This window comes from Streptomyces cirratus, from assembly GCF_014650775.1.
GTDB classification, from domain to species: domain Bacteria; phylum Actinomycetota; class Actinomycetes; order Streptomycetales; family Streptomycetaceae; genus Streptomyces; species Streptomyces cirratus.
Window position 1 is genome coordinate 896,467 of the sequence record NZ_BMVP01000001.1, and the last position, 23,811, is coordinate 920,277.

22 protein-coding genes and 1 tRNA gene are annotated in these 23,811 nt (G+C 71.5%); 17 read left to right on the forward strand and 6 right to left on the reverse strand.

The annotated features are described in order from the left end of the window. Positions 1-87: 87 nt before the first annotated feature. The 5 genes from IE207_RS04045 to IE207_RS04065 all read left to right on the forward strand — a co-directional run bounded on the left by IE207_RS04045 (position 88) and on the right by IE207_RS04065 (position 5,986). Positions 88-1,578, forward strand: a complete 1,491-nt coding sequence (locus tag IE207_RS04045; protein WP_190182560.1) for a pyridoxal phosphate-dependent decarboxylase family protein — start codon at positions 88-90, stop codon at positions 1,576-1,578. Beyond that, on the forward strand, positions 1,562-2,863 hold the full coding sequence (locus IE207_RS04050) for a lysine N(6)-hydroxylase/L-ornithine N(5)-oxygenase family protein (protein WP_190182561.1): 1,302 nt from the start codon (positions 1,562-1,564) through the stop codon (positions 2,861-2,863). The genes IE207_RS04045 and IE207_RS04050 overlap by 17 nt, the downstream gene beginning before the upstream one ends. Continuing rightward, entirely contained in the window at positions 2,860-3,438 is a 579-nt protein-coding gene (locus IE207_RS04055; protein ID WP_190182562.1) for a GNAT family N-acetyltransferase, read from the forward strand. The genes IE207_RS04050 and IE207_RS04055 overlap by 4 nt, the downstream gene beginning before the upstream one ends. Next, positions 3,435-5,216, forward strand: a complete 1,782-nt coding sequence (locus IE207_RS04060) for an IucA/IucC family protein (protein WP_190182563.1) — start codon at positions 3,435-3,437, stop codon at positions 5,214-5,216. The genes IE207_RS04055 and IE207_RS04060 overlap by 4 nt, the downstream gene beginning before the upstream one ends. A gap of 218 nt (positions 5,217-5,434) precedes the next feature. Beyond that, positions 5,435-5,986: a YceI family protein gene (locus IE207_RS04065; RefSeq protein ID WP_190182564.1), complete on the forward strand. Its 552-nt coding sequence runs from the start codon at positions 5,435-5,437 to the stop codon at positions 5,984-5,986. Positions 5,987-6,087: 101 nt separating this feature from the next. Here IE207_RS04065 and IE207_RS04070 read toward each other — a convergent pair whose 3' ends face one another. Next, positions 6,088-7,683, reverse strand: a complete 1,596-nt coding sequence (locus IE207_RS04070) for a beta-N-acetylhexosaminidase (protein WP_190182565.1) — start codon at positions 7,681-7,683, stop codon at positions 6,088-6,090. Positions 7,684-7,735: 52 nt separating this feature from the next. On the opposite strand from IE207_RS04070, the gene IE207_RS04075 reads away from it, so the two are divergent. From IE207_RS04075 to glmS, 3 genes are all read left to right on the forward strand, one after another. Continuing rightward, positions 7,736-8,599, forward strand: a complete 864-nt coding sequence (locus IE207_RS04075; protein ID WP_190182566.1) for a DUF4429 domain-containing protein — start codon at positions 7,736-7,738, stop codon at positions 8,597-8,599. Between the two features lie 107 nt (positions 8,600-8,706). Further along, on the forward strand, positions 8,707-8,982 hold the full coding sequence (locus IE207_RS04080) for a hypothetical protein (protein WP_190182787.1): 276 nt from the start codon (positions 8,707-8,709) through the stop codon (positions 8,980-8,982). A 91-nt stretch (positions 8,983-9,073) separates the two neighbouring features. After that, complete coding sequence (gene glmS / locus IE207_RS04085) at positions 9,074-10,891, forward strand: glutamine--fructose-6-phosphate transaminase (isomerizing) (RefSeq protein ID WP_190182567.1); 1,818 nt, start codon at positions 9,074-9,076, stop codon at positions 10,889-10,891. A 62-nt stretch (positions 10,892-10,953) separates the two neighbouring features. Here glmS and IE207_RS04090 read toward each other — a convergent pair whose 3' ends face one another. Next, on the reverse strand, positions 10,954-11,523 hold the full coding sequence (locus IE207_RS04090) for an acetate uptake transporter (protein WP_190182568.1): 570 nt from the start codon (positions 11,521-11,523) through the stop codon (positions 10,954-10,956). A 99-nt stretch (positions 11,524-11,622) separates the two neighbouring features. Beyond that, positions 11,623-12,153, reverse strand: a complete 531-nt coding sequence (locus IE207_RS04095) for a universal stress protein (RefSeq protein WP_190182569.1) — start codon at positions 12,151-12,153, stop codon at positions 11,623-11,625. A gap of 423 nt (positions 12,154-12,576) precedes the next feature. Here IE207_RS04095 and IE207_RS04100 point away from each other — a divergent pair, with 423 nt between their 5' ends. The 4 genes from IE207_RS04100 (at position 12,577) to IE207_RS04115 (ending at position 15,314) form a co-directional block, all read left to right on the forward strand. Then, entirely contained in the window at positions 12,577-12,897 is a 321-nt protein-coding gene (locus tag IE207_RS04100) for a hypothetical protein (protein ID WP_190182570.1), read from the forward strand. Positions 12,898-13,273: 376 nt separating this feature from the next. Further along, the gene (locus tag IE207_RS04105; RefSeq protein WP_136214349.1) at positions 13,274-14,440 is read left to right on the forward strand and encodes a helix-turn-helix domain-containing protein; all 1,167 of its coding nucleotides are present in this window, start codon (positions 13,274-13,276) and stop codon (positions 14,438-14,440) included. A gap of 90 nt (positions 14,441-14,530) precedes the next feature. Next, a complete protein-coding gene (gene orn, locus IE207_RS04110; protein ID WP_190182571.1) occupies positions 14,531-15,133 on the forward strand; it encodes an oligoribonuclease in 603 nt (200 codons plus the stop codon). Between the two features lie 108 nt (positions 15,134-15,241). Next, positions 15,242-15,314: transfer RNA gene (locus IE207_RS04115), tRNA-His, on the forward strand. A 69-nt stretch (positions 15,315-15,383) separates the two neighbouring features. Here the strand turns inward: IE207_RS04115 and IE207_RS04120 are convergent. After that, positions 15,384-16,409 (reverse strand): LacI family DNA-binding transcriptional regulator, encoded by a 1,026-nt coding sequence (locus IE207_RS04120; RefSeq protein WP_190182572.1) that lies wholly within the window; start codon positions 16,407-16,409, stop codon positions 15,384-15,386. A 113-nt stretch (positions 16,410-16,522) separates the two neighbouring features. On the opposite strand from IE207_RS04120, the gene IE207_RS04125 reads away from it, so the two are divergent. From IE207_RS04125 to IE207_RS04140, 4 genes are read left to right on the forward strand one after another with little or no spacing between them, the layout of a single operon-like run. Beyond that, entirely contained in the window at positions 16,523-17,854 is a 1,332-nt protein-coding gene (locus IE207_RS04125; protein WP_190182573.1) for an ABC transporter substrate-binding protein, read from the forward strand. A 25-nt stretch (positions 17,855-17,879) separates the two neighbouring features. Further along, positions 17,880-18,836, forward strand: a complete 957-nt coding sequence (locus IE207_RS04130) for a carbohydrate ABC transporter permease (RefSeq protein WP_373304667.1) — start codon at positions 17,880-17,882, stop codon at positions 18,834-18,836. Then, complete coding sequence (locus IE207_RS04135) at positions 18,833-19,657, forward strand: carbohydrate ABC transporter permease (protein WP_229873292.1); 825 nt, start codon at positions 18,833-18,835, stop codon at positions 19,655-19,657. Before IE207_RS04130 ends, IE207_RS04135 begins: the two co-directional genes overlap by 4 nt. A 5-nt stretch (positions 19,658-19,662) precedes the next feature. Beyond that, complete coding sequence (locus tag IE207_RS04140; RefSeq protein ID WP_190182576.1) at positions 19,663-20,991, forward strand: GH1 family beta-glucosidase; 1,329 nt, start codon at positions 19,663-19,665, stop codon at positions 20,989-20,991. Between the two features lie 103 nt (positions 20,992-21,094). On the opposite strand, the gene IE207_RS04145 is transcribed toward IE207_RS04140, so the two are convergent. Both IE207_RS04145 and IE207_RS04150 read right to left on the reverse strand, forming a co-directional pair. Continuing rightward, the gene (locus IE207_RS04145; protein ID WP_190182577.1) at positions 21,095-22,471 is read right to left on the reverse strand and encodes a sensor histidine kinase; all 1,377 of its coding nucleotides are present in this window, start codon (positions 22,469-22,471) and stop codon (positions 21,095-21,097) included. A gap of 10 nt (positions 22,472-22,481) precedes the next feature. After that, positions 22,482-23,168 (reverse strand): response regulator transcription factor, encoded by a 687-nt coding sequence (locus IE207_RS04150; RefSeq protein WP_190182578.1) that lies wholly within the window; start codon positions 23,166-23,168, stop codon positions 22,482-22,484. A gap of 78 nt (positions 23,169-23,246) precedes the next feature. Here IE207_RS04150 and IE207_RS04155 point away from each other — a divergent pair, with 78 nt between their 5' ends. Beyond that, the gene (locus IE207_RS04155) at positions 23,247-23,792 is read left to right on the forward strand and encodes a hypothetical protein (RefSeq protein ID WP_190182579.1); all 546 of its coding nucleotides are present in this window, start codon (positions 23,247-23,249) and stop codon (positions 23,790-23,792) included. Positions 23,793-23,811 lie beyond the last annotated feature (19 nt).

The following is a 23,811-nucleotide window of genomic DNA, read 5'->3' on the forward strand; positions in this document are numbered from 1 at the left end:
GGTGAACAAGTAAGGTTAGGCTAACCTAAGCAGCGTATTTCCGAGCACTGCCGCCCACCCCCACTGCCCCTGTCCGGAGGAAAGTTGATGCGTTCGCATCTGCTCAATGAGACGACCGCGGACCTCTACCGGCGTTCCGTGACCGAAGGCGTCGACCGTGTCGCCGCCAAACTGGCCACCACGGAACGGCCCCACACCGGTATCGCCGTCGGTGAACTCGCCCCGGTCATCAACAGCATCGACCTCGACAAGCCCCTGGAGGACCCGGCTGCCGCGCTCGACGAGCTCGAAGAGGTCTACCTGCGGGACGCGGTGTACTTCCACCACCCCCGCTACCTCGGGCACCTCAACTGCCCCGTCGTCATCCCCGCCGTGCTCGGCGAAGCGATACTCTCGGCCGTCAACTCCTCGCTGGACACCTGGGACCAGTCCATCGGCGGCACCCTCATCGAGCGCCGTCTGATCGACTGGACCGCCGGCCGCATCGGCCTCGGCCCCCGCACCGACGGCGTGTTCACCTCCGGCGGCAGCCAGTCCAACTTCCACGCCCTGCTGCTGGCCCGCGACGAGGCCTGCCGCATCGCCCTCCAGCGGGCCCACGCCGAGGGAAGGGACCTCACCAAGGCCGACGTCCTCCCGCGGCTGCGCATCCTGGCCTCCGAGGCGAGCCACTTCAGCGTCCGCAAGTCCGCCGCCATGCTGGGCATGGGCTACGAGGCCGTCATCTCCGTCCCCGTCGACATGGGCCGCCGGATGGACACCTCCGCCCTGGCACTGGAACTGGAGAGCTGCACCCGCGACGGCCTCGTCCCCATGGCCGTCGTCGCCACCGCCGGCACCACCGACTTCGGGTCCATCGACCCGCTCCCCGAGATCGCCCGCCTGGCCGCAGAGCACTCCACGTGGATGCACGTGGACGCCGCGTACGGCTGCGGACTGCTGGTCTCGCCCACCCGCCGGCACCTCCTCGACGGCATCGAGCACGCCGACTCGGTCACCGTCGACTACCACAAGTCCTTCTTCCAGCCGGTCAGTTCCAGCGCCGTACTGGTCCGCGAACGCGACACCCTCCGGCACGCCACGTACCACGCGGACTACCTCAACCCGCGCCGGATGGCCGAGGAGCGGATCCCGAACCAGGTCGACAAGTCCATCCAGACGACGCGCCGCTTCGACGCCCTCAAGCTCTGGATGACCCTGCGAGTGATGGGCGCCGACGGCATCGGCTCGCTCTTCGACGAGGTCGTCGACCTGGCCGCGGCGGGCTGGGAGCTCCTCGACGCCGACCCCCGCTTCGAGGTCGTCGTACGCCCCACGATCTCCACCCTCGTCTTCCGCTACGTCCCCGGGGGCGACCTGCGCCCGGACCTGGTGGACGAGGCCAACCTGCACGCCCGCAAGGCCCTGTTCGCCTCGGGTGAGGCCGTCGTCGCCGGTACCAAGGTCGACGGCAGGCAGTACCTCAAATTCACCCTCCTCAACCCGCAGACCACGACGTCCGACATCTCGGCCGTCCTCGACCTTCTCGCCGTACACGCCGAGCAGTACCTGGGAGCATCCCTTGCCGTCCACTCGTGAACCCCGTGACTTCATCGGTATCGGTCTCGGCCCCTTCAACCTGGGACTCGCCTGCCTGACCGCACCGATCGGCGAGCTCGACGGTCTCTTCATCGAGTCGAAGCCGCACTTCGAGTGGCACGCCGGGATGTTCCTGGACGGCGCGCACCTGCAGACGCCGTTCATGTCGGACCTCGTCACCCTCGCCGACCCGACGTCGCCCTTCTCCTTCCTGAACTACCTCAAGGACAAGGACCGGCTGTACTCCTTCTACATCCGGGAGAACTTCTACCCACTGCGCGCCGAGTACGACGACTACTGCCGCTGGGCCGCCGACCGCCTCGACAACGTCCTGTACTCGACCTCCGTCACCGAGGTCACCTACGACGAGCGGGCCGGGCTGTACGAGGTCCACACCGACCGCGGCGAGACCCATCTCGCCCGCCGCCTGGTCCTCGGCACCGGCACCCCGCCGTTCGTCCCGCCGGCCTGCGAGGGCCTCGGTGGCGATTTCACCCACAACAGCGCCTACATGGACCGCAAGGCGCAGCTCCAGCAGAAGAAGTCGATCACCCTGGTCGGCTCCGGTCAGAGCGCCGCCGAGATCTACTACGACCTCCTCAGCGAGATCGACGTCCACGGCTACCGGCTCAACTGGGTCACCCGCTCCCCGCGGTTCTTCCCGCTGGAGTACACGAAGCTGACGCTGGAGATGACCTCCCCCGAGTACGTGGACTACTTCCACGCGCTGCCCGAGGAGACCCGCTACCGGCTGGAGTCGCAGCAGAAGAACCTGTTCAAGGGCATCGACGGCGAGCTGATCAACGCCATCTTCGACCTGCTCTACCAGAAGAGGATCAGCAGTCCGGGCCCGGTCCCGACCACCTTGCTGACCAACACCTCGCTGAACTCGGCCGCGTACGACACCACGACGGGCACGTACACCCTCGGCCTGCGCCAGGAGGAGCAGGAACGTGACTTCTCCCTGGCCACCGAGGGCCTGGTCCTCGCCACCGGCTACCGCTACACGCTGCCGGAGTTCCTGGCCCCCGTACGCGACCGGCTGCGCTTCGACGGCCACGGCCGGCCCGACGCGGCCCGCAACTACAGCATCGACGTGACGGGCCGCGGTGTCTTCCTGCAGAACGGCACCGTCCACAACCACTCCGTCACCTCGCCCGACTTGGGCATGGCCGCGTACCGCAACGCGTACATCATCGGAGAGCTCCTCGGCCGCGAGCACTACAAGGTCGAGAAGTCCATCGCGTTCCAGCAGTTCGCCGCCCCGGAAGGCACCCTCGTATGAGCACCACCGAACTCCTCTTCACCCGTACCGATCCGGCCCTCGGTGACTTCGCACTGCGCCCCCTGGACCCGTTCTCCGACGCGGAACTGCTGCACGGCTGGGTCACGCACCCCAAAGCGGCCTTCTGGATGATGGGCGACGCCTCCCTGCCGGACGTCGAGCGGGAGTACATGCGGATCGCCGCCGCCGAGCACCACGAGGCGTTCATCGGCCTCCACGACGGGCGCCCCGCCTTCCTGATGGAGAAGTACGACCCGAGCCGGCTGGAGCTGGCCGGCCTGTACGACGCCCAGCCGGGCGACGTCGGCATGCACTTCCTGGTCGCCCCCAGCGACACCCCCGTCCACGGATTCACCCGCGCGGTCATCACCACCGTCATGGCGGCCCTCTTCGAGGACCCCGCCACCCGGCGCGTCGTGGTCGAGCCGGACGTCCGCAACACCGCCGTCCACGCCCTCAACGCGGCCGTCGGCTTCGTGCCGGAGGGCCCGGTGCGCAAGCCGGAGAAGGAAGCACTGCTCAGCTTCTGCACCCGCGAGCAGTTCGAAGCGGCCACCCGGGAGGGGTCCATATGAGCCTCGCCGACGCCGTCTCCCACCTCTCCCCCGAGCTGTGGGCACGGGCCAACCGCGCCCTGGTGCGCAAGGCCCTCGCGGAGTTCTCCCACGAGCGCCTGCTGACCCCCGAGCCGCTCGGCGACGAGCGGTACGCGCTCTCCAGCGACGACGGCAGCGTGGAGTACCGGTTCCGCGCCGCCCTGTACGCGCTGGACCACTGGGCGGTGGACGAGTCCTCGATCACCCGCCACCGGGACGGGGCCGAGCTCCCCCTCGACGCCCTGGACTTCCACATCGAGCTGCGCGGGACGCTCGGCCTGAGCGCGGAGGTCCTGCCGGTGTACCTGGAAGAGATCTCCTCCACCCTGGCGGGCTCCGGGTTCAAGTACACGAAGCCGCAGGTCTCCTCCTCCGTCCTGGCCAAGTCCTCCTTCCAGGACGTCGAGACCGGCATGACCGAGGGCCATCCCTGCTTCGTGGCGAACAACGGCCGCCTCGGTTTCGGCGTGCACGAATACCTCGCGTACGCCCCGGAGGCGGCGAACCCGGTCCACCTGGTGTGGGTGGCGACCCACAAGGACGTCTCCACCTTCACGGCGGGCGCGGGCCTGGACCACGACTCGTTCATGCGCGAGGAACTGGGCGAGGAGACCGTCGCTTCCTTCGCCGCCCGCCTCGTCTCCCTGGGCCTCGACCCGGCGGACTACCACCTCTTCCCCGTCCACCCCTGGCAGTGGTGGAACAAGACGACGGTCACCTTCGCGGCGGAGATCGCGAACCGCCGTCTGGTCCTGCTGGGCGAGGGCTCGGACGCCTACCTGGCCCAGCAGTCGATCCGTACGTTCTTCAACACCAGCGCCCCCGAGAAGCACTACGTGAAGACCGCCATCTCGGTGCTCAACATGGGCTTCATGCGGGGCCTGTCGGCGGCGTACATGGAGGCCACCCCTGCGATCAACGACTGGCTCCACCAGCTGATCGGGTCCGACGCCGTCCTGCGGTCGGTGGACTTCTCGATCATCCGCGAGCGGGCGGCGATCGGCTACCACCACCGCCAGTACGAGCGCGCGACGGACCGGTACTCGCCGTACCGCAAGATGCTGGCGGCGCTGTGGCGGGAATCGCCCGTCGCGTCGCTGCGGGAGGGAGAGCGCCTCGCCACGATGGCGTCCCTGCTCCATGTCGACGCCGAGGGAAAGTCCTTCGTAGGCGCCTTGATCGAGGAATCGAAGCTGCCGGCCGAGCAGTGGCTGGCCTCCTACCTGCGCGCCTACCTCGTCCCCCTCCTGCACTGCTTCTACGCGTACGACCTCGCGTACATGCCGCACGGCGAGAACACGATCCTCGTCATCGAGGGCGGTGTGGTGAAGCGGGCGATCTTCAAGGATATCGCCGAGGAGATCGTGGTCATGGACCCGGACGCGGTCCTTCCGCCGGCCGTCGAGCGGATCCGGGCGGACGTCCCCGAGGACATGAAGCTCCTGTCCGTCTTCACGGACGTCTTCGACTGCTTCTTCCGCTTCCTGGGTCCGATCCTGGCGGCGGAGGGGATCTGCGAGGAGGAGACCTTCTGGCGGGCTGTGGCCGACTGCGCCCACGCCTACCAGGAGTCCGTGCCGGAGCTGGCGGACCGCTTCGCCCGTTACGACCTCTTCGCGCCGGAGTTCCAGCTGTCCTGTCTGAACCGCCTCCAGCTGCGCAACAACCAGCAGATGGTCGACCTCACCGACCCCTCGGCGGCCCTCCAGCTGATCGGCACCCTCAAGAACCCCGTCGCCCCTTTCGCGCGACGGTGAACCGGGACGGGCGGGTGTCGATACGGTCCCTCGGCACCCGCCCGCCCCAGGCCTCGCGGACGGCGGCGGGCCGAGGGACCGGGGTCGCTGTCGGAGTGCACTTGGCCGTCGCCCCGTGCGTCCGGCCGGGTCCGGAATCGGTCGCGCCCTAGCGTGGGTCCGGAACGATCCGGGCATACCGCGCCCGGGGATCCCGGTCTCTCGGAGGAACCTCAGCCATGACCGCCAGCGTCGCAGAACTCACCGGGGACTACGTCCTCGACCCGGCCCACACCCGAATCGGCTTCGTCGCCCGTCACGCCATGGTGACCAAGGTCCGCGGCACGTTCCACCAGTTCGAGGGCACCGCCCACCTGGACGGCACCGACCCCTCCCGCTCCACCGCCCAGGTGGTGATCAAGACCGAGAGCATCGACACCGGCGTGGAACAGCGCGACCAGCACCTGCGCACCAACGACTTCCTGGACGCCCCCACCTACCCCGACATCACCTTCCGCACCACCTCGGTCGAGCGGCGCTCCGACACCGAATACCGCGTCACCGGCGACCTGACCATCAAGGACACCACCCGCCCGGTCACCATCGACTTCGAGTACACCGGCAATGCCGTCGACCCCTACGGCAACTTGCGGGTCGGCCTGGAGGGGTCGGTGACCATCTCCCGCAAGGAGTTCGGCGTGACCTGGAACGCGGCCCTGGAAGGCGGCGGCGTGCTGGTCGGAGACAAGATCGACCTGGAGTTCGACATCTCCGCGATCAAACAGGGCTGACACCCCCGTCCGACCGCCGGCGGACGCCGGCGGTCGGACGCTCCCCGGGTACGGTTCCCTCCGGGGAACGCCCACCGTCGCACCTGCCCCGGGCAGGACCGCTACGGCCAGGGGACGTCCGGAGCGCGGTAGAACGCGATGTCCTGCGCCGCCAGGCGCGGGCCCTGCGCCGCCAGGCGGCGGCTGTACCCCGCCCAGTCCCGCTTCGCCGCCGGGGACCAGCCCAGCTCCGCCAGGCCCAGCATCCGAGGGAAGGCCATGAAGTCCCAGTCGGCCCGGGTCCCGATGGTCTCCGTCCACAGCGGCGCCTCGACGCCCAGGACCGCCGGCTCCGGGACCCCGGGGAGGAAGGTGCCCGGGTCCCAGTCGTAGGACCGCTTCACCGGGACGTAGCCGGCCCACGCCAGGCCCGGCTTCGTCGTGGTGTCGTACTTCATGTCCAGGTAGAGCCGGTCCGCCGGGGACAGGATCAGCCGGTGGCCCGCCCCCGCCACCTCCGCGAGGTGCTCCTTCTCCTTCGCCGGGGTCCCGCCGTGGCCCCAGTACTGGAGCACCGCCCCGGGTGCCGGCCGGGCCGCCGCCAGCTGGTGCCAGGCCACCACCGTCTTGCCGTGGCGGCCCACCACCTCCTGGGCGCGGTCCATGAACGCCGCGTAATCCGCCGCCGGGGTCGAGTGCGCCTCGTCGCCGCCGATGTGCAGGTAGCGGCCGGGCGTCAGTTCGGCGAGTTCGCCGAGCACGTCGTCGATGAACTCGTACGTCCGCTCCTTGCCGACGCACAGGGAGCTGAACCCGACCTTCGTCCCCGTGTACCGCTCGCGCGCCTTGCCGTCGCAGTTCAGTTCCGCGTACGAGGCCAGCGCCGCGTTCACATGGCCCGGCATGTCGATCTCCGGCACCACGTCCACGTACCGCTCGCCCGCGTACGCCACCAGGTCCCGGTACTCGTCCTTCGTCCAGTGGCCGCCCGGCCCGCCGCCCACCTCGCTGCCGCCGCCGTACTCGGCGAGCCTGGGCCAGGACGCGGACTCCAGGCGCCAGCCCTGGTCGTCGGTGAGGTGCACGTGCAGCGTGTTCACCTTGTACTGGGCGAGCTGGTCCACGTACCGCTTGACCTGCTCGACCGTGAAGTAGTGTCGCGCGACGTCGATCATCGCGCCCCGGTACGCGAACCTCGGCGCGTCGGTGACCGTCCCGCCCGGTACCGTCCCCGTTCCGCGCACCGGCAGCAGCTGCCGCAGCGTCTGCCCCGCGTGGAACAGTCCGGCGGGGGTCCTGGCCGTGAGCGTGACCCCGTCCGCCCGGGTCTCCAGCCGGTACCCCTCCGCGCCCAGCCCGGGCGCCGCCGCGTCCAGGCGCAGCCGCACCCCGTCCCCGGTCTGCGCGTCGACCACCGGCAGCCGCAGCCCGCTCGACCGGCGCAGTTGTTCCGCGAGCAGTTCCCCGACCCGTCGGACCTCCTCGGACGTGCCGGAGGCGCGGATCACCGTGGCCGCCCCGAAGCGGTACCCGGCGCCCGCCATCCGCACGGACGCCGGCGCGGGCAGCAGCCGTTCGTACGGGGACAGCGCGGCGACCGGGCGGGCGGGCGGCCCGGCATCGGCCGGTCCGGCGTCGAAGCCGGGGGCGGCGGCGCAGGACAGGGCGGCGCCGCCGAGGACGAGGAGGGTGCCGAGCGTGCGTCGCAGGACTCTCATGCGCCCAGGTATAGGCCACCGGGGCGGTCAACACCGGTGACAGAATCGTAAGATGGCGGAAATCATCCAGAAGGACGGCACATGGACCTTCGACGGCGACGCGGTACGCATCGTGCCGGGCCGGGACAAGGACGTCGGCCCGCTGCGCCAGAGCCTCGGGGAACTTTCGGTACCGCTCCACGCGATCGCCGGCGTCTCCTATGAGCCGGGCCGCAAGTCGGGCCGGCTGCGTCTTCGGCCCCGCGACGGCGCCGACCCGCTGACGCAGGGCACGGGCGGCCGGCTGCCCGACACCGCCGACCCGTACAAGCTGACCGTCGAGGCGGCCAGGGCCGCGGTCGCGGAGTACTTCGTGGACGAGGTGCGCAACGCGCTGCTGCTCGACCAGGTCGATCCCGGTCCGGCGGACGCGTACCTGCTGCCCGGGCCGCCCGTGCCGGTCACGGCCGAGGCGGGCGACTCGACGGTGTCCTTCGACGGCGACACGCTCACGCTGGACTGGAACTGGACGGCGGAGGACGCCAAGCACTCGGCCGGCCCGAGCCGGTTCCGGGTCGCGGACGTCCGGGCGGTGGAGTGGGTTCCGGCGAAGGGCCTCTCGAATGGCTGGCTCCGGTTCACTCTCGCGGGTGCGCAGGCGGCGCCCGCGCCCAAGTACGACCCCCACGCGGCGGAACTCTTCGGCTTCGGGAAGAAGGAGCTGCTGACCGCGCTGGTCGCGGCGGCCGTGACCGTGCGCCTCCCCCACCCGGCGGCGAGCCGGCCGCAGGCGCCGGCCATCCCGGCCCCCGCCGGCCCCGGCGACCACGACGTGCTCCTGCGCCGGCTGCGCGAGCTCGGCGAGCTGCACAAGGAGGGCGTCCTCACCTCCGAGGAATTCCTGACCGCAAAAGCGGCCATTTTGGGGCATTTCTAATCGAGCCTGACCGGAAGTAGACATTCCCCTGGTCCAGACCAGCTTGATCCTGCCCGGTTTCGGGCAGGATCTTTGCGTTCCAGCCCGTGGACCGTCAGTATCTACGGGTGCTCGACCGCCGCCCGTCGCATGACGACCTCGTCGACCACCTGGTGCGCAGCACCTCGCTCCAGCGAGGGGAAGCCGCCCGGGTGGTGCTCGACGTGCTCGCCTACTTCGACGAGACGACCGAGACGTTCGTCCGCCGCCGCCACCGCGAGCTGCAGTCCGGCGGTTCCGTCAACGCGGAGATCTTCGAACGCATCGCCGCCGAACTGCCGCACCGCGCCGTGGCGCCCCCGGAGCTCTCGCTCCGGCAGCTGCGCCGCATCGTCTACGGGTGAGACACGGCCCCCACGGGGCCAGGCGGCCGGGCCGGACGGCCCGGCCGGGTACGAGCACGATCCACCGGAACCTCAGGAGGGGCAAGACCGTATGTGCGGAATTGTGGGATACATCGGCAAGCGTGACGTCGCACCGCTGCTGCTGGAGGGTCTCCAGCGCCTGGAGTACCGCGGTTACGACTCCGCGGGCATCGTCGTCAACAGCCCGAAGTCCTCGGCCCTCAAGGTCGTCAAGGCCAAGGGCCGGGTCCGCGAGCTCGAATCCCGCGTGCCCAAGCGGTTCGCCGGCACCACCGGCATCGCCCACACCCGCTGGGCCACCCACGGCGCCCCGAGCGACATCAACTCCCACCCGCACCTCGACGCGGAGAACAAGGTCGCGGTCGTCCACAACGGCATCGTGGACAACGCCTCCGAGCTGCGCGCCAAGCTGGAGGCCGACAGCGTCGTCTTCCTCTCCGAGACCGACACCGAGGTGCTCGTCCACCTGATCGCCCGCTCCCAGGCCGACTCCCTCGAGGAGAAGGTCCGCGAGGCGCTCAAGGTCGTCGAGGGCACCTACGGCATCGCCGTCATGCACGCCGACTTCCCGGACCGGATCGTGGTCGCCCGCAACGGCTCCCCGGTCGTCCTCGGCATCGGCGAGAAGGAGATGTTCGTCGCCTCGGACGTCGCCGCGCTCGTCGCCCACACCCGCCAGATCGTCACCCTGGACGACGGCGAGATGGCCACGCTCAAGGCCGACGACTTCCGTACCTACACCACCTCCGGTACGACGACCACCGCCACGCCGGAGACCGTGGAGTGGGAGGCCGCCTCCTACGACATGGGCGGCCACGACACGTACATGCACAAGGAGATCTCCGAGCAGGCGGAGGCCGTCGACCGCGTGCTGCGCGGCCGGATCGACGACCGCTTCTCCACCGTGCACCTGGGCGGCCTGAACCTGGACCCGCGCGAGGCGCGCGGCATCCGCCGGGTCAAGATCCTGGGCTGCGGCACCTCGTACCACGCGGGTCTGATCGGCGCGGGCCTCATCGAGGGCATGGCCCGCATCCCCGCCGACGCCGAGCCGGCCTCCGAGTTCCGCTACCGCAACGCGGTCGTGGACCCGGACACCCTGTACATCGCGGTCTCCCAGTCGGGGGAGACCTACGACGTCCTCGCGGCCGTCCAGGAGCTCAAGCGCAAGGGCGCCCGCGTCCTCGGCGTGGTCAACGTGGTCGGCTCGGCCATCGCCCGCGAGGCGGACGGCGGCGTGTACGTGCACGCCGGCCCCGAGGTCTGCGTCGTGTCCACCAAGTGCTTCACCAACACGGTCGTGGCGTTCGCGCTGCTCGCCGTGCACCTGGGCCGGATCCGGGACCTGTCGGTGACCGACGGCAAGCGCATCATCGAGGGCCTGCGCAAGCTGCCCGCCCAGATCCAGGAGATCCTGGAGGGCGAGGAGGACATCAAGAAGCTGGCGGCCGAGTACGCCGAGGCCAAGTCGATGATGTTCATCGGCCGGGTGCGCGGTTACCCGGTGGCCCTGGAGGCCTCCCTCAAGCTCAAGGAGATCTCCTACATCCACGCCGAGGCCTACCCCGCCTCCGAGCTCAAGCACGGTCCGCTCGCCCTCATCGAGCCGGCGATGCCGACGGTCGCGATCGTCCCGGACGACGACCTGCTGGACAAGAACCGCGCGGCGCTGGAGGAGATCAAGGCCCGCAGCGGCCGGATCCTGGCGGTCGCCCACCGCGAGCAGGAGAAGGCCGACCACACGATCGTCGTGCCCAAGAACGAGGACGAGCTGGACCCCATCCTGATGGGCATCCCGCTCCAGTTGCTGGCGTACCACACCGCCCTGGCGCTGGGCCGCGACATCGACAAGCCGCGCAACCTGGCCAAGTCGGTCACGGTCGAGTAGGCACACCGCACGCAGCGGGCCCCGGGGATCGCCCCCGGGGCCCGTTCCCGTCTGCGCGTCCGCTACCCGGCCGCGACGGCGCCGCGCCGGGAGCCCCTGCCGAGCGCCATCGGCCAGGAGGCCAGGGCGGCGGTGGCCCCGTACCAGGCCAGCAGGCCGCCGATCGCCGCCACCCAGCCGGCCACCTTGGCCAGTCCGCCGCTGCCGGCGAAGGTGCCCACCGCGAGGAGCACCAGGGAGAGGGTGAGCAGGCCGTAGACGCCCTGCCCGAACAGCCCGGCGGCCGCGCCCAGCGTCAGGGTGAGGGCGAGGAGGGCGAAGAGCACCAGGAACAGCCCGGCCGCGTGCGCCGACACCTTGGCGTCGGCTCCGCCGGCCCAGGTGAACCAGAAGGCCCCGAGGCCCGCGAACGCGGTGCCGTTGAAGCCGTTGCCGCCCCGGAACTCGAGGAGTCCGAGGACGAAGAGGGCGAGACCGCCCACGTACATCGCGAGGGATACGGAGTCTGCCGCGCTCACGCCGCTGATGATGCCGGTGTGGCCGATACCGAATGCGAGAAGGGTGAGACCCAGGGCTATGTGCCCGAGGGTCGAAGTCGAGGCCGTGCTTCCCGCAGAGACACCATTGTCCACGGCGGGCTCCCTTCGATCTGCAGTTGTTTGCTGCGTCCCAGCAGCATTTATCTACCCCTTACAAGGGGGTTCACAACCGCACAACCGGCGGACAGCGTGTTACGGAATGACAACAACGGGTCGCTGTGCCCGTTTGGCCAGGCGGCCCGCCACAGAGCCGAAGATCCGGCCGACGATGCCGTGCGTGGAGCCGACCACGATGGCGTCGGCCGAGTACTCGCGGCCGACCTCCTCCAGCTCGTGGCAGATGTCACCGCCCCGCTCGACCAGGATCCACGGCACCTCGGCCAGGTAATCCGCGCAGGCGAGTTCCAGCCCCAGCACTTCCGTGCGGTGGTCCGGGACGTCCACGAAGACGGGCGGCTCGCAGCCGGCCCACACGGTGGTGGGCAGCCGGTTGGCCACATGGACGATGATCAGACCGGATCCGGAGCGGCGGGCCATCCCGATGGCGTACGCGAGGGCGCGCTCGCTGGACGTGGAGCCGTCGAAGCCGACCACGACGCCGTGCCGGAAGGCAGGGTCGCAAGCCAGGCGCGTCTGTTCCACCGCGCGCAGGTCGGCCGACGCGGGGTCGGCGAGGCGCTTGCGCTTGCGGTCCGCGGGTTCGGAGTATTCGTGACCGGCCATGGGTGTCTCGGCGAAGGGTCCTCGGGGAAGCGACGGGGGAGATTTCGGCGACGCACTGTGACGGAGCTCTGTCCGGGAAGCATCTTCCCAAGCCCTTACCTCTCAGAGTACGGCGACACCCTTGTCCTGCACAGGGCTTGCCGCCCTTGAGGAGCGTCCCAGGGAGCATGCCCGAGGGGCGGCGCATTGGCAATGGCGGCTGTCCCCTACAGCCAGTGACGAGAGTGCGGCGCGCCACCCGTGCGCGCAGTGACCGAGCCCGTCGCCCGCCGTTGGACAAGGGTCCGACCGTCCAGGAAGAGCCGCAGGGAGTACGCCGTGCCCGGCCATCCGGATCACCCCGTCCAGCCCGCTCCGCCGACTCGGTCCCCCCGGTCCGCCGGACCGGGACACCGTTTCACCCCTTCCGCCGTTCACCCGTCCGTGCGCTCCGCCCGTCACTCGCATGACGACCCGGCGGGTGAAGTGGTGCGCTGGGCCGCGTTCAGCTGTCTGCTCGTCCCCGTGGTCCTCGTCGTCTACGGGGCCTCCTTCGGCGGGGCCGCCGTCGCGACGCTCGGCCTGGCGGCCGTCACCGCCGCCTGCCGGGTGCTCCTGCGGCACTCGGAGAAGGCGGAGCGGGCCGCGGCCCGGATCCGCACCGAGGAGGCGTCCCGGTCCGCACACCGTGGCCGGCACTCGCGCAGCGGGGCCGGTTCACACCGTGGATGTCACGCTCCCGGACCGATGTCCCCGCACGACTGACCGGTTCGCACGTACACACCCGGTTGTTTTCGGCCAACTTCCCGGCAGGGTCCGTTCCTTGCCGGAATGTCCCCCCAACCCCCCTACCACCAGCGACGACGGAGTGCCGGTGCGCCGCCGACCCCATGAGTACTGGCCATGGCCGGACCGAGCGCTTCCTGAACGGGTAGCGGAGTGGAACCCTTACTGATCGAATGCTTTTCGCCAAGTTGCCAAGTCGACATAGCGCTGCGTGCTGAACTTGTCACGCCGACACCACGGGACGCAGTAGATTCGATCATGTATTTACGGCGGGGGATCCACGTGCAAGGCCGAGGGGAAACGTGCAGGTGCGACCAGACCAAGGAGTCGCGACACCCAAGGGGGGCTTAGCGCCATGAGCCAGGATTCCACCGCAGTCGTCGCGGACGCGGGCCGGAAGCTCGCGGGGCGTCGCCGCAGGGAGATCGTCGCGGTGCTGCTGTTCAGCGGCGGACCGATCTTCGAGAGCTCAATTCCACTTTCCGTGTTCGGCATCGACCGGCAGGACGCGGGAGTTCCACGCTACCGACTACTCGTGTGCGCCGGTGAGGACGGTCCGCTGCGGACCACCGGCGGACTCGAACTGACCGCTCCGTACGGGCTGGAGGCGATCGCCCGGGCGGGCACGGTCGTCGTTCCGGCCTGGCGGTCCATCACTTCACCGCCGCCGCCCGAGGCACTGGACGCACTGCGTCTGGCGCACGAGGAGGGGGCCCGGATCGTCGGATTGTGCACGGGGGCCTTCGTGCTCGCCGCCGCCGGTCTGCTGGACGGCCGGCCCGCGACGACGCACTGGATGTACGCGCCGACGCTGGCCAAGCGTTACCCGTCCGTCCACGTCGACCCGCGCGAGCTGTTCGTCGACGACGGCGACGTACTGACCTCCGCGGGCACCGCGGCCGGAATCGACCTGTGCCTGCACATCGTGCGCACGGACCACGGCAGCGAGGCGGCCGGGGCACTGGCCCGCCGGCTCGTCGTCCCGCCGCGCCGCACCGGCGGCCAGGAACGCTACCTCGACCGGTCGCTGCCGGAGGAGATCGGCGCCGACCCGCTGGCCGAGGTCGTCGCCTGGGCGCTGGAACACCTCCACGAGCAGTTCGACGTGGAGACCCTGGCCGCCCGCGCCTACATGAGCCGGCGCACCTTCGACCGCCGGTTCCGCTCGCTCACCGGCAGCGCGCCGCTCCAGTGGCTGATCACCCAGCGGGTGCTCCAGGCGCAGCGGCTGCTGGAGACCTCCGACTACTCGGTCGACGAGGTCGCCGGGCGCTGCGGGTTCCGTTCGCCCGTCGCGCTGCGCGGTCACTTCCGGCGCCAGCTGGGGTCCTCCCCGGCTGCCTACCGCTCCGCCTACCGGGCGCGCCGGCCGCAGGCCGACGTACCGCACGTGGCCGAGCTCTCCGGTGGCCCGGTGCCGCACCAGCGCACTCCGCAGCGGGCGGCGGCGGCCCTGGCCGCGGCCGGTCCCACGGTCACCGAGCTGTACTCGCCGGGCCGGGTGCTGCGCGAGCACGCGTAGCCCTGCCGCGAGCAGGTGACGAAGGTCCCCCACATCGGTGTCCCCGATGTGGGGGACCTTCGCGTCGCGGGACCCCCTAAGGTGGGGTTCATGAACGATCGCATGGTGTGGATCGACTGCGAGATGACCGGGCTCTCGTTGACGGACGACGCACTTATCGAGGTGGCCGCACTGGTCACCGACTCGGAGCTGAACGTGCTCGGCGAAGGCGTGGACATCGTGATCCGCCCGCCGGACGCGGCCCTGGAGACCATGCCCGACGTGGTGCGCCAGATGCACACCGCCTCCGGCCTGCTGGACGAGCTGGCGGGCGGGACCACGCTCGCGGACGCCGAGGCCCAGGTCCTGGCGTACGTGCGGGAGCACGTGAAGGAGCCCGGCAAGGCGCCGCTGTGCGGGAACTCGGTCGGCACCGACCGCGGTTTCCTGCTGCGGGACATGGCCGCGCTGGAGTCGTACCTGCACTACCGGATCGTGGACGTGTCCTCGGTCAAGGAGCTGGCGCGCCGCTGGTACCCGCGGGCCTACTTCAACAGTCCGCCGAAGAACGGCAACCACCGGGCGCTGGCGGACATCAAGGAGTCCATCGCCGAGCTGCGCTACTACCGCGAGGCGGTCTTCGTCCCGCAGCCCGGGCCCGACTCGGACACGGCGCGCACCATCGCCGCGAAGTACGTCGTCGCCGGCGAGTAGGAGCCGGTCGGGCGGCCGGGCGGAGGGGGCGCGGGGAAAGGGTGGAGCGAGCACCCTCCCGGACCCTGTACCCTTTTCTTCGGCCGGTCGCTCACGCGACCGGACATGGTGGGTGTAGCTCAGTTGGTAGAGCACCTGGTTGTGGTCCAGGTGGCCGCGGGTTCAAGTCCCGTCACTCACCCTGTGGGAAGGCCCCGGTACGCGGAAGCGGCCGGGGCCTTCCGCATGTCCGGGCACGTCCGGGGCCGCCTCAGGAGGACTCCCGGACCACCAGCTCGGTCGGCAGGACGACGGCGGCGTCCGCCGGGCCGCCCGCGATCCGCTCCAGCAGCACCCGCGCCATGGTCCGGCCCATCTCCTCGATCGGCTGGCGCACGCTGGTCAGCGGGGGGTCCATGTGCCGGGCCACCACCGAGTCGTCGAAGCCCACCAGCGCCACGTCCTGCGGTATCCGGCGCCCCGCCGCGCGCAGCTCCAGGCGGGCGCCCGCCGCCATGACGTCCGAGGCGGCGAAGACCGCGTCTAGGGCGGGGCGGCGCTCCAGCAGCTCCCGCATGGCCCGGCGGCCGCCCTCCTCGGTGAAGTCGCCGGGCGCGATCAGCAGCTCGTCCACGGGGTGCCCGGCGGCGGCGAGGGCCTGGCGGTAGCCGTCGAGGCGGCACTGGGCCCCGTACACGTCCAGCGGCCCGGTGATGGTGGCCACCGCCCGGCGGCCGCGCCCCAGGAGGTGGCGCACGGCCCCGGCGGCGCCCGCCAGGTTGTCGGAGTCCACGCAGGGCAAGGTCTCGTCGGCCGAGCGGCGCCCGCTGATCACCGCCGGTATGCCCAGCTCTGCCAGGAGCTCCGGCAGCGGGTCCCCGGCGTGTACGGAGACCAGCAGGACCCCGTCGACCCGGTGTCCGGACAGGTACTGGGCCAGGCGCCGGCGCTCCCGTTCGCCTCCCGCCAGGGTGAGCACCAGCTGGACGTCGGTCTCGGCGAGGGTGGCGCCGACACCGCGCACCACGTCGGAGAAGTAGGGCTCGGCGAAGAAGCGGGCCTCGGGCTCGGGGATGACGAGGGCGATGGCGTCCGTACGGTTGGCGGCAAGCGCCCGGGCGGCGCGGTTGGGCACGTATCCCAGCTCGGCGACGGCGGCCTCCACGACGGCCCTGGTGTGCTCGCTGACCTTGGAGGATCCGTTGATGACCCGGGAGACGGTGCCGCGTCCCACACCGGCCCGGACCGCGACCTCCTCGAGGGTCGGCCGTCCCCCGCTGCGCCCTTGCCCGCTCATGGCTTCCTCCCGGCTGTGAATCTACCTCTTGACCGCCTCTTGACGCCGATGGGAGCGCTCCCACACTGTGGCACACGACACCCGGCACGTCCTGTCCTTCCAGGAGGATCCTGATGCGAGCCCGATCCCGTCCCAGCTCCCCCGCGCCCCTCGGAGCCCTCGCCGTCGCCGCCGCGGCGGCCCTGCTCCTCGCGGGCTGCTCCCAGGACCCCGCCGACCCCCCGGGGCAGGGTGGCGCGGGGAGCGGCAAGGCGACGACGACCCTCACCGTCGGGGTGTTCGGCGCGTTCGGGCTCAAGGAGGCCGGCCTGTACGACGAGTACATGGCGCAGAACCCGGGCGTGCGGATCGAGCAGACCTCCATCGAGCGCAACGAGAACTACTACCCGCAGCTCCTCACCCACCTCGGCACGGGCAGCGGCCTCGCAGACGTCCAGGCCGTCGAGGTCAACAACATCGCGGAGATCACCGCGACGCAGGCCGACAAGCTGGTCGACCTCGGCAGGGCGCCGGGCGTGGACAAGGCGGCGTACCTGCCGTGGAAGTGGGCGCAGGGCACCGCGAAGAACGGTGCGACCGTCGCGCTCGGCACCGACATCGGCCCGCAGGGAATCTGCTACCGCAAGGACCTCTTCGCGGCGGCCGGGCTGCCCACCGACCGGGCGGCGGTCGGCGCGCTCTGGGCGGGCGACTGGAACAAGTACCTGGAGACGGGCAAGGCCTACAAGGCGAAGGCGGGCGACGGCAAGGCGTTCGTGGACTCGGCGTCCGGCGTGATGGCGGCCGTCACCGGCGGCAGCGCCCAGCGGTTCTACGACGACCAGGGCAAGGTCGCCTACAAGACGAACCCGGCGGTGCGCGGGGCCTTCGACCTGGCCGCCCGGTTCGCCTCCGAAGGGCTGAGCGCGAAGCTCCAGCAGTTCACCCCGGCCTGGGACCAGGGCTTCTCCAACGGAAACTTCGCCACCGTGTCCTGCCCGGCCTGGATGCTCGGCTACATCCAGGACAAGGCGGGCCCGGCGGGCAAGGACAAGTGGGACGTGGCGGCGGCCCCGAAGCCGAGCAACTGGGGCGGCTCGTTCCTGGTGGTGCCCAAGGCGGGCAAACACGCCCAGGAGGCGGCGAAGCTGGCCGCCTGGCTGACTGCCCCGGCGCAGCAGGCGAAGCTGTTCGAGAAGCGCGGGAGCTTCCCGAGCGCGAGCGCCGCGTACCGGCTGCCGACGGTGGCGGGCGCGCACCACGCGTACTTCGGCGACGCCCCGATCGGGGAGATCTTCGCCCGGGCGGCCGAGGGCGTACCGGTGACGGTGCTCGGGCCGAAGGACCTGGTCATCGCGCAGAACCTGGCGGACGTCGGGATGCTCCAGGTGGACCAGAAGGGCCGGTCTGCGCAGGAGGGCTGGGACGCCGCGGTGGCCGCGATCGACAACGCCCTGGACCAGTGAGGCGGCGGTGAGCGACGAGACCGTCCTGCTGTCGCCCGCGTCCTCCCCCGCCACGGGGCGGGACGCCGGCGGCCGGCGCCAGGTGTGGCGCTCGCGCCGCTACCGGTGGGACCTGCGCCTGAGCCCGTACGCCTTCGTGGCGCCCTTCTTCCTCTTCTTCACCGCCTTCGGGCTGTTCCCGCTGCTGTACACGGGGTGGGCGGCGCTGCACCAGGTGGAGCTGACCGACCCGGGCGCCATGACGTGGGTGGGGCTGCGGAACTTCACCCGGCTGTGGGACGACGCGTTCTTCTGGAACGCGCTGCGCAACACGGTCACCATCGGCCTGCTGTCGACGGTGCCGCAGCTGCTGATCGCGCTGTGCCTGGCGCACCTGCTGAACTACCGGCTGCGGGGCTCGGCGTTCTTCCGGGTCGCGGTGCTGACCCCGTACGCGACCTCGGTGGCCGCCGCCACGCTCGTCTTCGTGCTGCTCTTCGGCCGGGACTACGGCATGGTCAACTGGGCGCTGTCCACGGTCGGGTTCGGGCCCGTCGACTGGCAGAACGGCACCCTGGCCTCCCAGGTGGCGGTGTCCACGATCGTGGTGTGGCGGTGGACCGGCTACAACGCGCTGATCTACCTGGCGGCCATGCAGGCCGTCCCCGGGGACCTGTACGAGTCCGCCGCGCTGGACGGCGCCTCGCGGTGGCAGCAGTTCCGGCACGTGACGGTGCCTGCGCTACGGCCGACGATCTTCTTCACCTGTGTGGTGTCCACGATCGGCGCCACCCAGCTGTTCGGTGAACCGCTGCTGTTCAACGGCGGTTCGGGCGCCACGGGAGGCTCGGACCACCAGTTCCAGACGCTGGGCCTGTACCTCTACGAACAGGGCTGGGTGAACCTGCACCTGGGGCGGGCGTCGGCGATCGCGTGGGCGATGTTCCTGATGCTGCTGCTGGTCGCGGGCGCGGTCCGGCTGGTGCGGGGAGGACCGCGGTGAAGGTCCTGCGCGCGGGAAAGCCCACGTACGTCGTCCTGGCGCTGTTCACGGCCGGTTCCCTCTTCCCGCTGGTGTGGACGGCGATCGCGGCCTCCCGCACCAACACCCGGCTCGCGCAGACCCCGCCGCCGTTCTGGTTCGGCGGGAACCTGGGCCGCAACCTGTCGATCGCCTGGACCGACGCCCACATGGGCACCGCCCTGCTGAACACGCTGGTGGTCGCGGGCACGGTCGCGGCGGGGACCGTGCTGCTGTCCACCCTGGCGGGCTTCGCGTTCGCCCGGCTGCGGTTCCGGGGCAGCAAGGGCCTGCTGGCACTGGTGGTGTCGACGATGCTGATCCCGCCACAGCTGAGCGTCGTACCGCTGTACATGCTGATCGCAGAGCTGTCGTGGACGGACCGGCTCCAGGCGGTGGTCCTGCCGGCGCTGGTGTCCGCCTTCGGGGTGTTCTTCATGCGGCAGTACCTGGCGCAGGCGCTGCCGGTGGAGCTGGTGGAGGCGGCGAGGACGGACGGGGCGAGTTCGCTGCGGATCGTGTGGCACGTGGTCTTCCCGGCCGCCCGCCCGGCGATGGCCGTGCTGGGGATGCTGACCTTCGTGATGACCTGGAACGACTTCTTCTGGCCGATCATCGCGTTGACGCAGAACGGCAGCCCGACGGTGCAGGTGGCCCTGACGGGGCTGGGCCGCGGCTACATCCCCGACCAGTCCGTGATCATGGCGGGTGCGCTGCTGGGCACGCTCCCGCTGCTGCTGGTGTTCCTGGTCTTCGGCCGCCAGATCGTCGGCGGCATCATGCAGGGGGCGGTGAAGGGTTGAGCGCGATGGAGTTCCCCGAGGGGTTCTTGTGGGGCGCGGCCACTGCGGCGTTCCAGATCGAGGGCGGCGCCGAGCTGCGCGGCCCCTGCATCTGGGACACGTTCTGCCGCACGCCGGGCAAGGTGCGCGGCGGTGACACCGGCGACGTGGCGACGGACCACCTGCGGCTGTGGCGCGAGGACGTGGCGCTGATGGCCGAACTGGGCCTGGGGGCCTACCGGTTCTCGGTGTCGTGGCCGCGGGTGCGCTCCGGCGGGATCGGCTTCTACGACGCCCTCGTGGACGAGCTGCTCTCGTACGGGATCCAGCCCTGCCCGACCCTCTACCACTGGGACCTGCCGCAGGAACTGGAGGACGCGGGCGGCTGGCCGGAGCGCGGGACCGCCTACGCCTTCGCCGCGTACGCCGAGCAGGTCGCGCGGGTGCTGGGCGACCGGGTCGGGCTGTGGACGACCCTCAACGAGCCCTGGTGCAGCGCCTTCCTGGGCTACGCCTCCGGGGTCCACGCGCCGGGCCGCACCAGTCCCGCCGACTCCCTGCGGGCCGCGCACCACCTGAACCTCGCGCACGGCCTGGCGGTGGCCGTCCTGCCCTCCTCGGCGAGGGCCGGCATAGCGCTCAACCCGAGCGCGGTGAGGCCGCTGACCGGATCGACGGCCGACGCGGACGCGGCACGCCGGATCGACGCCCTGGCGAACCGGATCTTCACCGGGCCCCTGCTGCACGGCGCCTACCCGCAGGACCTGCTGGAGGACACCGCCGGGGTGACCGACTGGGCGTTCGTGCGGCCCGGCGACGAGGCGCTGATCCGGCAGCCGCTGGGCTTCCTCGGGGTCAACTACTACACCCCGGCGGTGGTCTCCGCGTCCACCGCCCCGGGCGGCCCCCGCGCGGACGGTCACGGCTCCAGCGGCCACTCCCCCTGGCCGGGGGCGGATTCGGTCGCCTTCCACCAGCCGCCGGGCGAACGGACCGACATGGACTGGTCCATCGACCCGAGCGGCCTGCACGAGCTGCTGACCCGCTTCTCCCGCGAGGCACCCGGGCTGCCGCTGATGGTCACCGAGAACGGCGCGGCCTACGCCCCCGACCTGCACGACCCGCAGCGCATCCGGTACGTGCGCGAACACCTCGCGGCGGTCCACCGCGCCATCGCGGACGGCGCCCCGGTCGAGGGCTACTTCCTGTGGTCGCTGATGGACAACTTCGAGTGGGCCTACGGCTACGGCAAGCGGTTCGGCATCGTCCACGTCGACTACGGGACGCAGGCCCGCACCCCGCGCTCCAGCGCCCGCTGGTACGCCGGTCTGGCCCGCAGCGGCCGGCTGGAGTGAACGGCTGCCTCAGCGGGTCGGTCCTTCCCGGCCGCCCTCGGGGCGGCCGGTGGGGGCGGCGACCCGGCCGCGGCCGTCCGGGCGGCGGCGCCACCGGACGCCACTACCGCGTGCCGCGGCCCTTGCGGCGGCTGCGGCGGTCCTCGCCCCGCGTCCGGCCGTCCAGCGCGATCCACATCCGGACCTCGGTACCGCCGAGCACCGAGCGCCCCAGCCGGACGTCGCCGCCCGTGGACTCCGCGACCCGCCGCACGATGTCCAGGCCGAGCCCCGTCGAGCCGTCCCGGCCGCCGTCGTTGCCGCGCCGCAAGGCCTCCTCCGGGTCGGCGATCCCGTGACCGGCGTCCGAGACGAGCACGATGACGGCGTCCCCCGCGTCATGCACGTCGACCGCGAAGGGGGTCCCCTCCGGGGTGTGCCGGAACACGTTGCCCAGCAGCGCGTCCAGCGCGGCCGCCAGCTCGGGCCGGGCCACCGGGATCCGGACGGGCCGGTCCACCCCGGCGAGGCGGACCTCGCGGCCCTCGTCCTCCGCGAGCGCCGACCAGAACGCCATCCGGTCCCGGATCACCTCGCCGGCGTCACAGCCCGCCCCGGCGCCGGGGCCGCCGGCGACGGCCGGGGCGCGCTGCTCACGGGCGGTACGGATGATCGTGTCGACCTCCCGCTCCAGCTGCTCCACGGCCTCCCGGGTCTGCTCGGCGGCCGGGCCGTCCCCGAGGGAGGCCGCGTTGAGCCGCAGCACCGTCAGCGGGGTCCGCAGCCGGTGCGAGAGGTCGGCCGCCAGTTCCCGCTCGTTGGCGAGGAGTTCCACCACCCGGTCCGCCATCGCGTTGAACGCCACGGCCGCCGAGCGCAGTTCCTTCGGCCCCTGCTCCGGCACCCGCACCCCGAGCCGCCCCTGCCCGAGCCGGTGCGCGGCGTCCGCGAGCCGCTCCGCCGGCCGTACCAGGCGGGCGCCGAGCCGGTCCGCGACCGCCACCGAGCCCACGATCAGGGCGAGGCCGACCCCGGCGAGGACCAGCCAGGCGGTGGTAACGCCGTTGCTGACCTCGCTCTCCGGTACGTAGATCTCGATCACCGCGATGTCGCCGGAGCCGAGCGCGGTCGGCTGGAGCAGCGCCGATCCGCCGCCCGCCACCGATGCGGTCGTGGCCCGGCCCATCCGGCGGGTCTCCTCCACGGCGTGCGGGCCCGCCCAGCCCGCCCCGATGTCGACCGCCACCCGGCCGCCGATCGGCGGGACGTGGACGGCCATCCGCTGGGCGGCGCCCATCTGCGTGGACTCGACCGCCTTGCGCAGCTGCATCGGGTCGGTGGTGATGGACAGGGTCGGCGCCATGCTCGCGGCCTGCCGCTCCGCATTGGAGAACGCCCGGTCGCTCGCCATCTCCCGGACCACCAGCCCCAGCGGGACGGCGAAGGCGATGACCACCATCGCGGTGACGGCGAGGCACACCTTGACCAGCGCCCACCTCACGGCCGCCGCCTCACCGCGGCGGCTCCAGCTTGACCCCGACCCCGCGCAGGGTGTGCAGGTAGCGGGGGTTCGCGGCCGTCTCGCCCAGCTTGCGGCGCAGCCAGGACAGGTGGACGTCGATGGTCTGGTCGTCGCCGTACGCCTGCTGCCACACCTCGGCGAGCAGTTCGCGCCGGGCCACGACGACGCCGGGGCGCCCGGCGAGGAAGGCCAGCAGGTCGAACTCCCGTCGGGTCAGGTCCAGTACCGCGCCGTCCAGCTCGGCCTGGCGGCGCAGCGGGTCGATGGCGAGCCCGCCCACCCGCAGCACCCGCGAGGGCGGTTCGGCCCCGGCGGCGCGGGCGCGGCGCAGGACGGCGGCCATCCGGGCGGAGAGGTGCTCCACCGAGAAGGGTTTGGTGAGGTAGTCGTCGGCGCCGTCGTTGAGCAGGCGCACGATCTCCGCCTCGTCGTCCCGGGCGGTCGCGATGATGACCGGTACGTCGGTGATGCCGCGCAGCATCTTGAGCGCCTCGGACCCGTCGAGGTCGGGCAGGCCCAGGTCCAGGATGACCACGTCGAAGCGGTGGTGGGCGACTTCGCGCAGCGCCTCCAGGGCGGTGCCGACGCTGCGCACGGCGTGGGAGGCGTCGGTCAGGTGCCGGATGAGGGCGGAACGTACGAACTGGTCGTCCTCGACCACGAGCACACTTGCCATGGCGGCACCGTAGTCCATTCGGCCGACCGGGCGGGGTGTCGGACCACCCCTGGGACGAGTGGTGCAGTATGTGCCCCGATGCACCGGGGACTTCTGCACGCGTTCGCCTGGACGCTCGCCACGGGGGCAGCGGTGACGCTGTCGTGGTGGGGCGTCCACACCGTCATGTCCGGAACCGCCTACGATCCCCCGCGCGCCGTTCCGCTGGCCGCGCTGCCGCCGGCCCCCTCCGCGCAGGGTTCGCAGGCGTCTCCGGCGGCGCCCTCCGATACGCCGGCTCCCGCGCCCGGGCCGCCTTCGCCGTCCGCGTCCGCGTCGGCGGCTTCGGCCTCGCCCTCGCCGCCCGCCGGGAAGCCGAAGTCCCCGCCGCCGCCCCGCAGGGTGGCCGGGGACGAGGAGTCCGGGGACGTGAAGGGGTACACGGTCGCGGGCGGCCGGGTGGTCTTCGACATCGGCGCCTCCTCGGCCGAGCTGGTCTCCGCGACCCCGGCGGGCGGCTGGCGCATGCAGGTGTGGAAGCAGGACTACTGGATCCGCGTCACCTTCACCCTGAACGGCCGCGAGGTGTCGGTGTTCTGCACCTGGTACAACGAGGCGCCGCGGGTGCAGGTCGACGACCGGTAGGGATACGGTCACCAGGGGC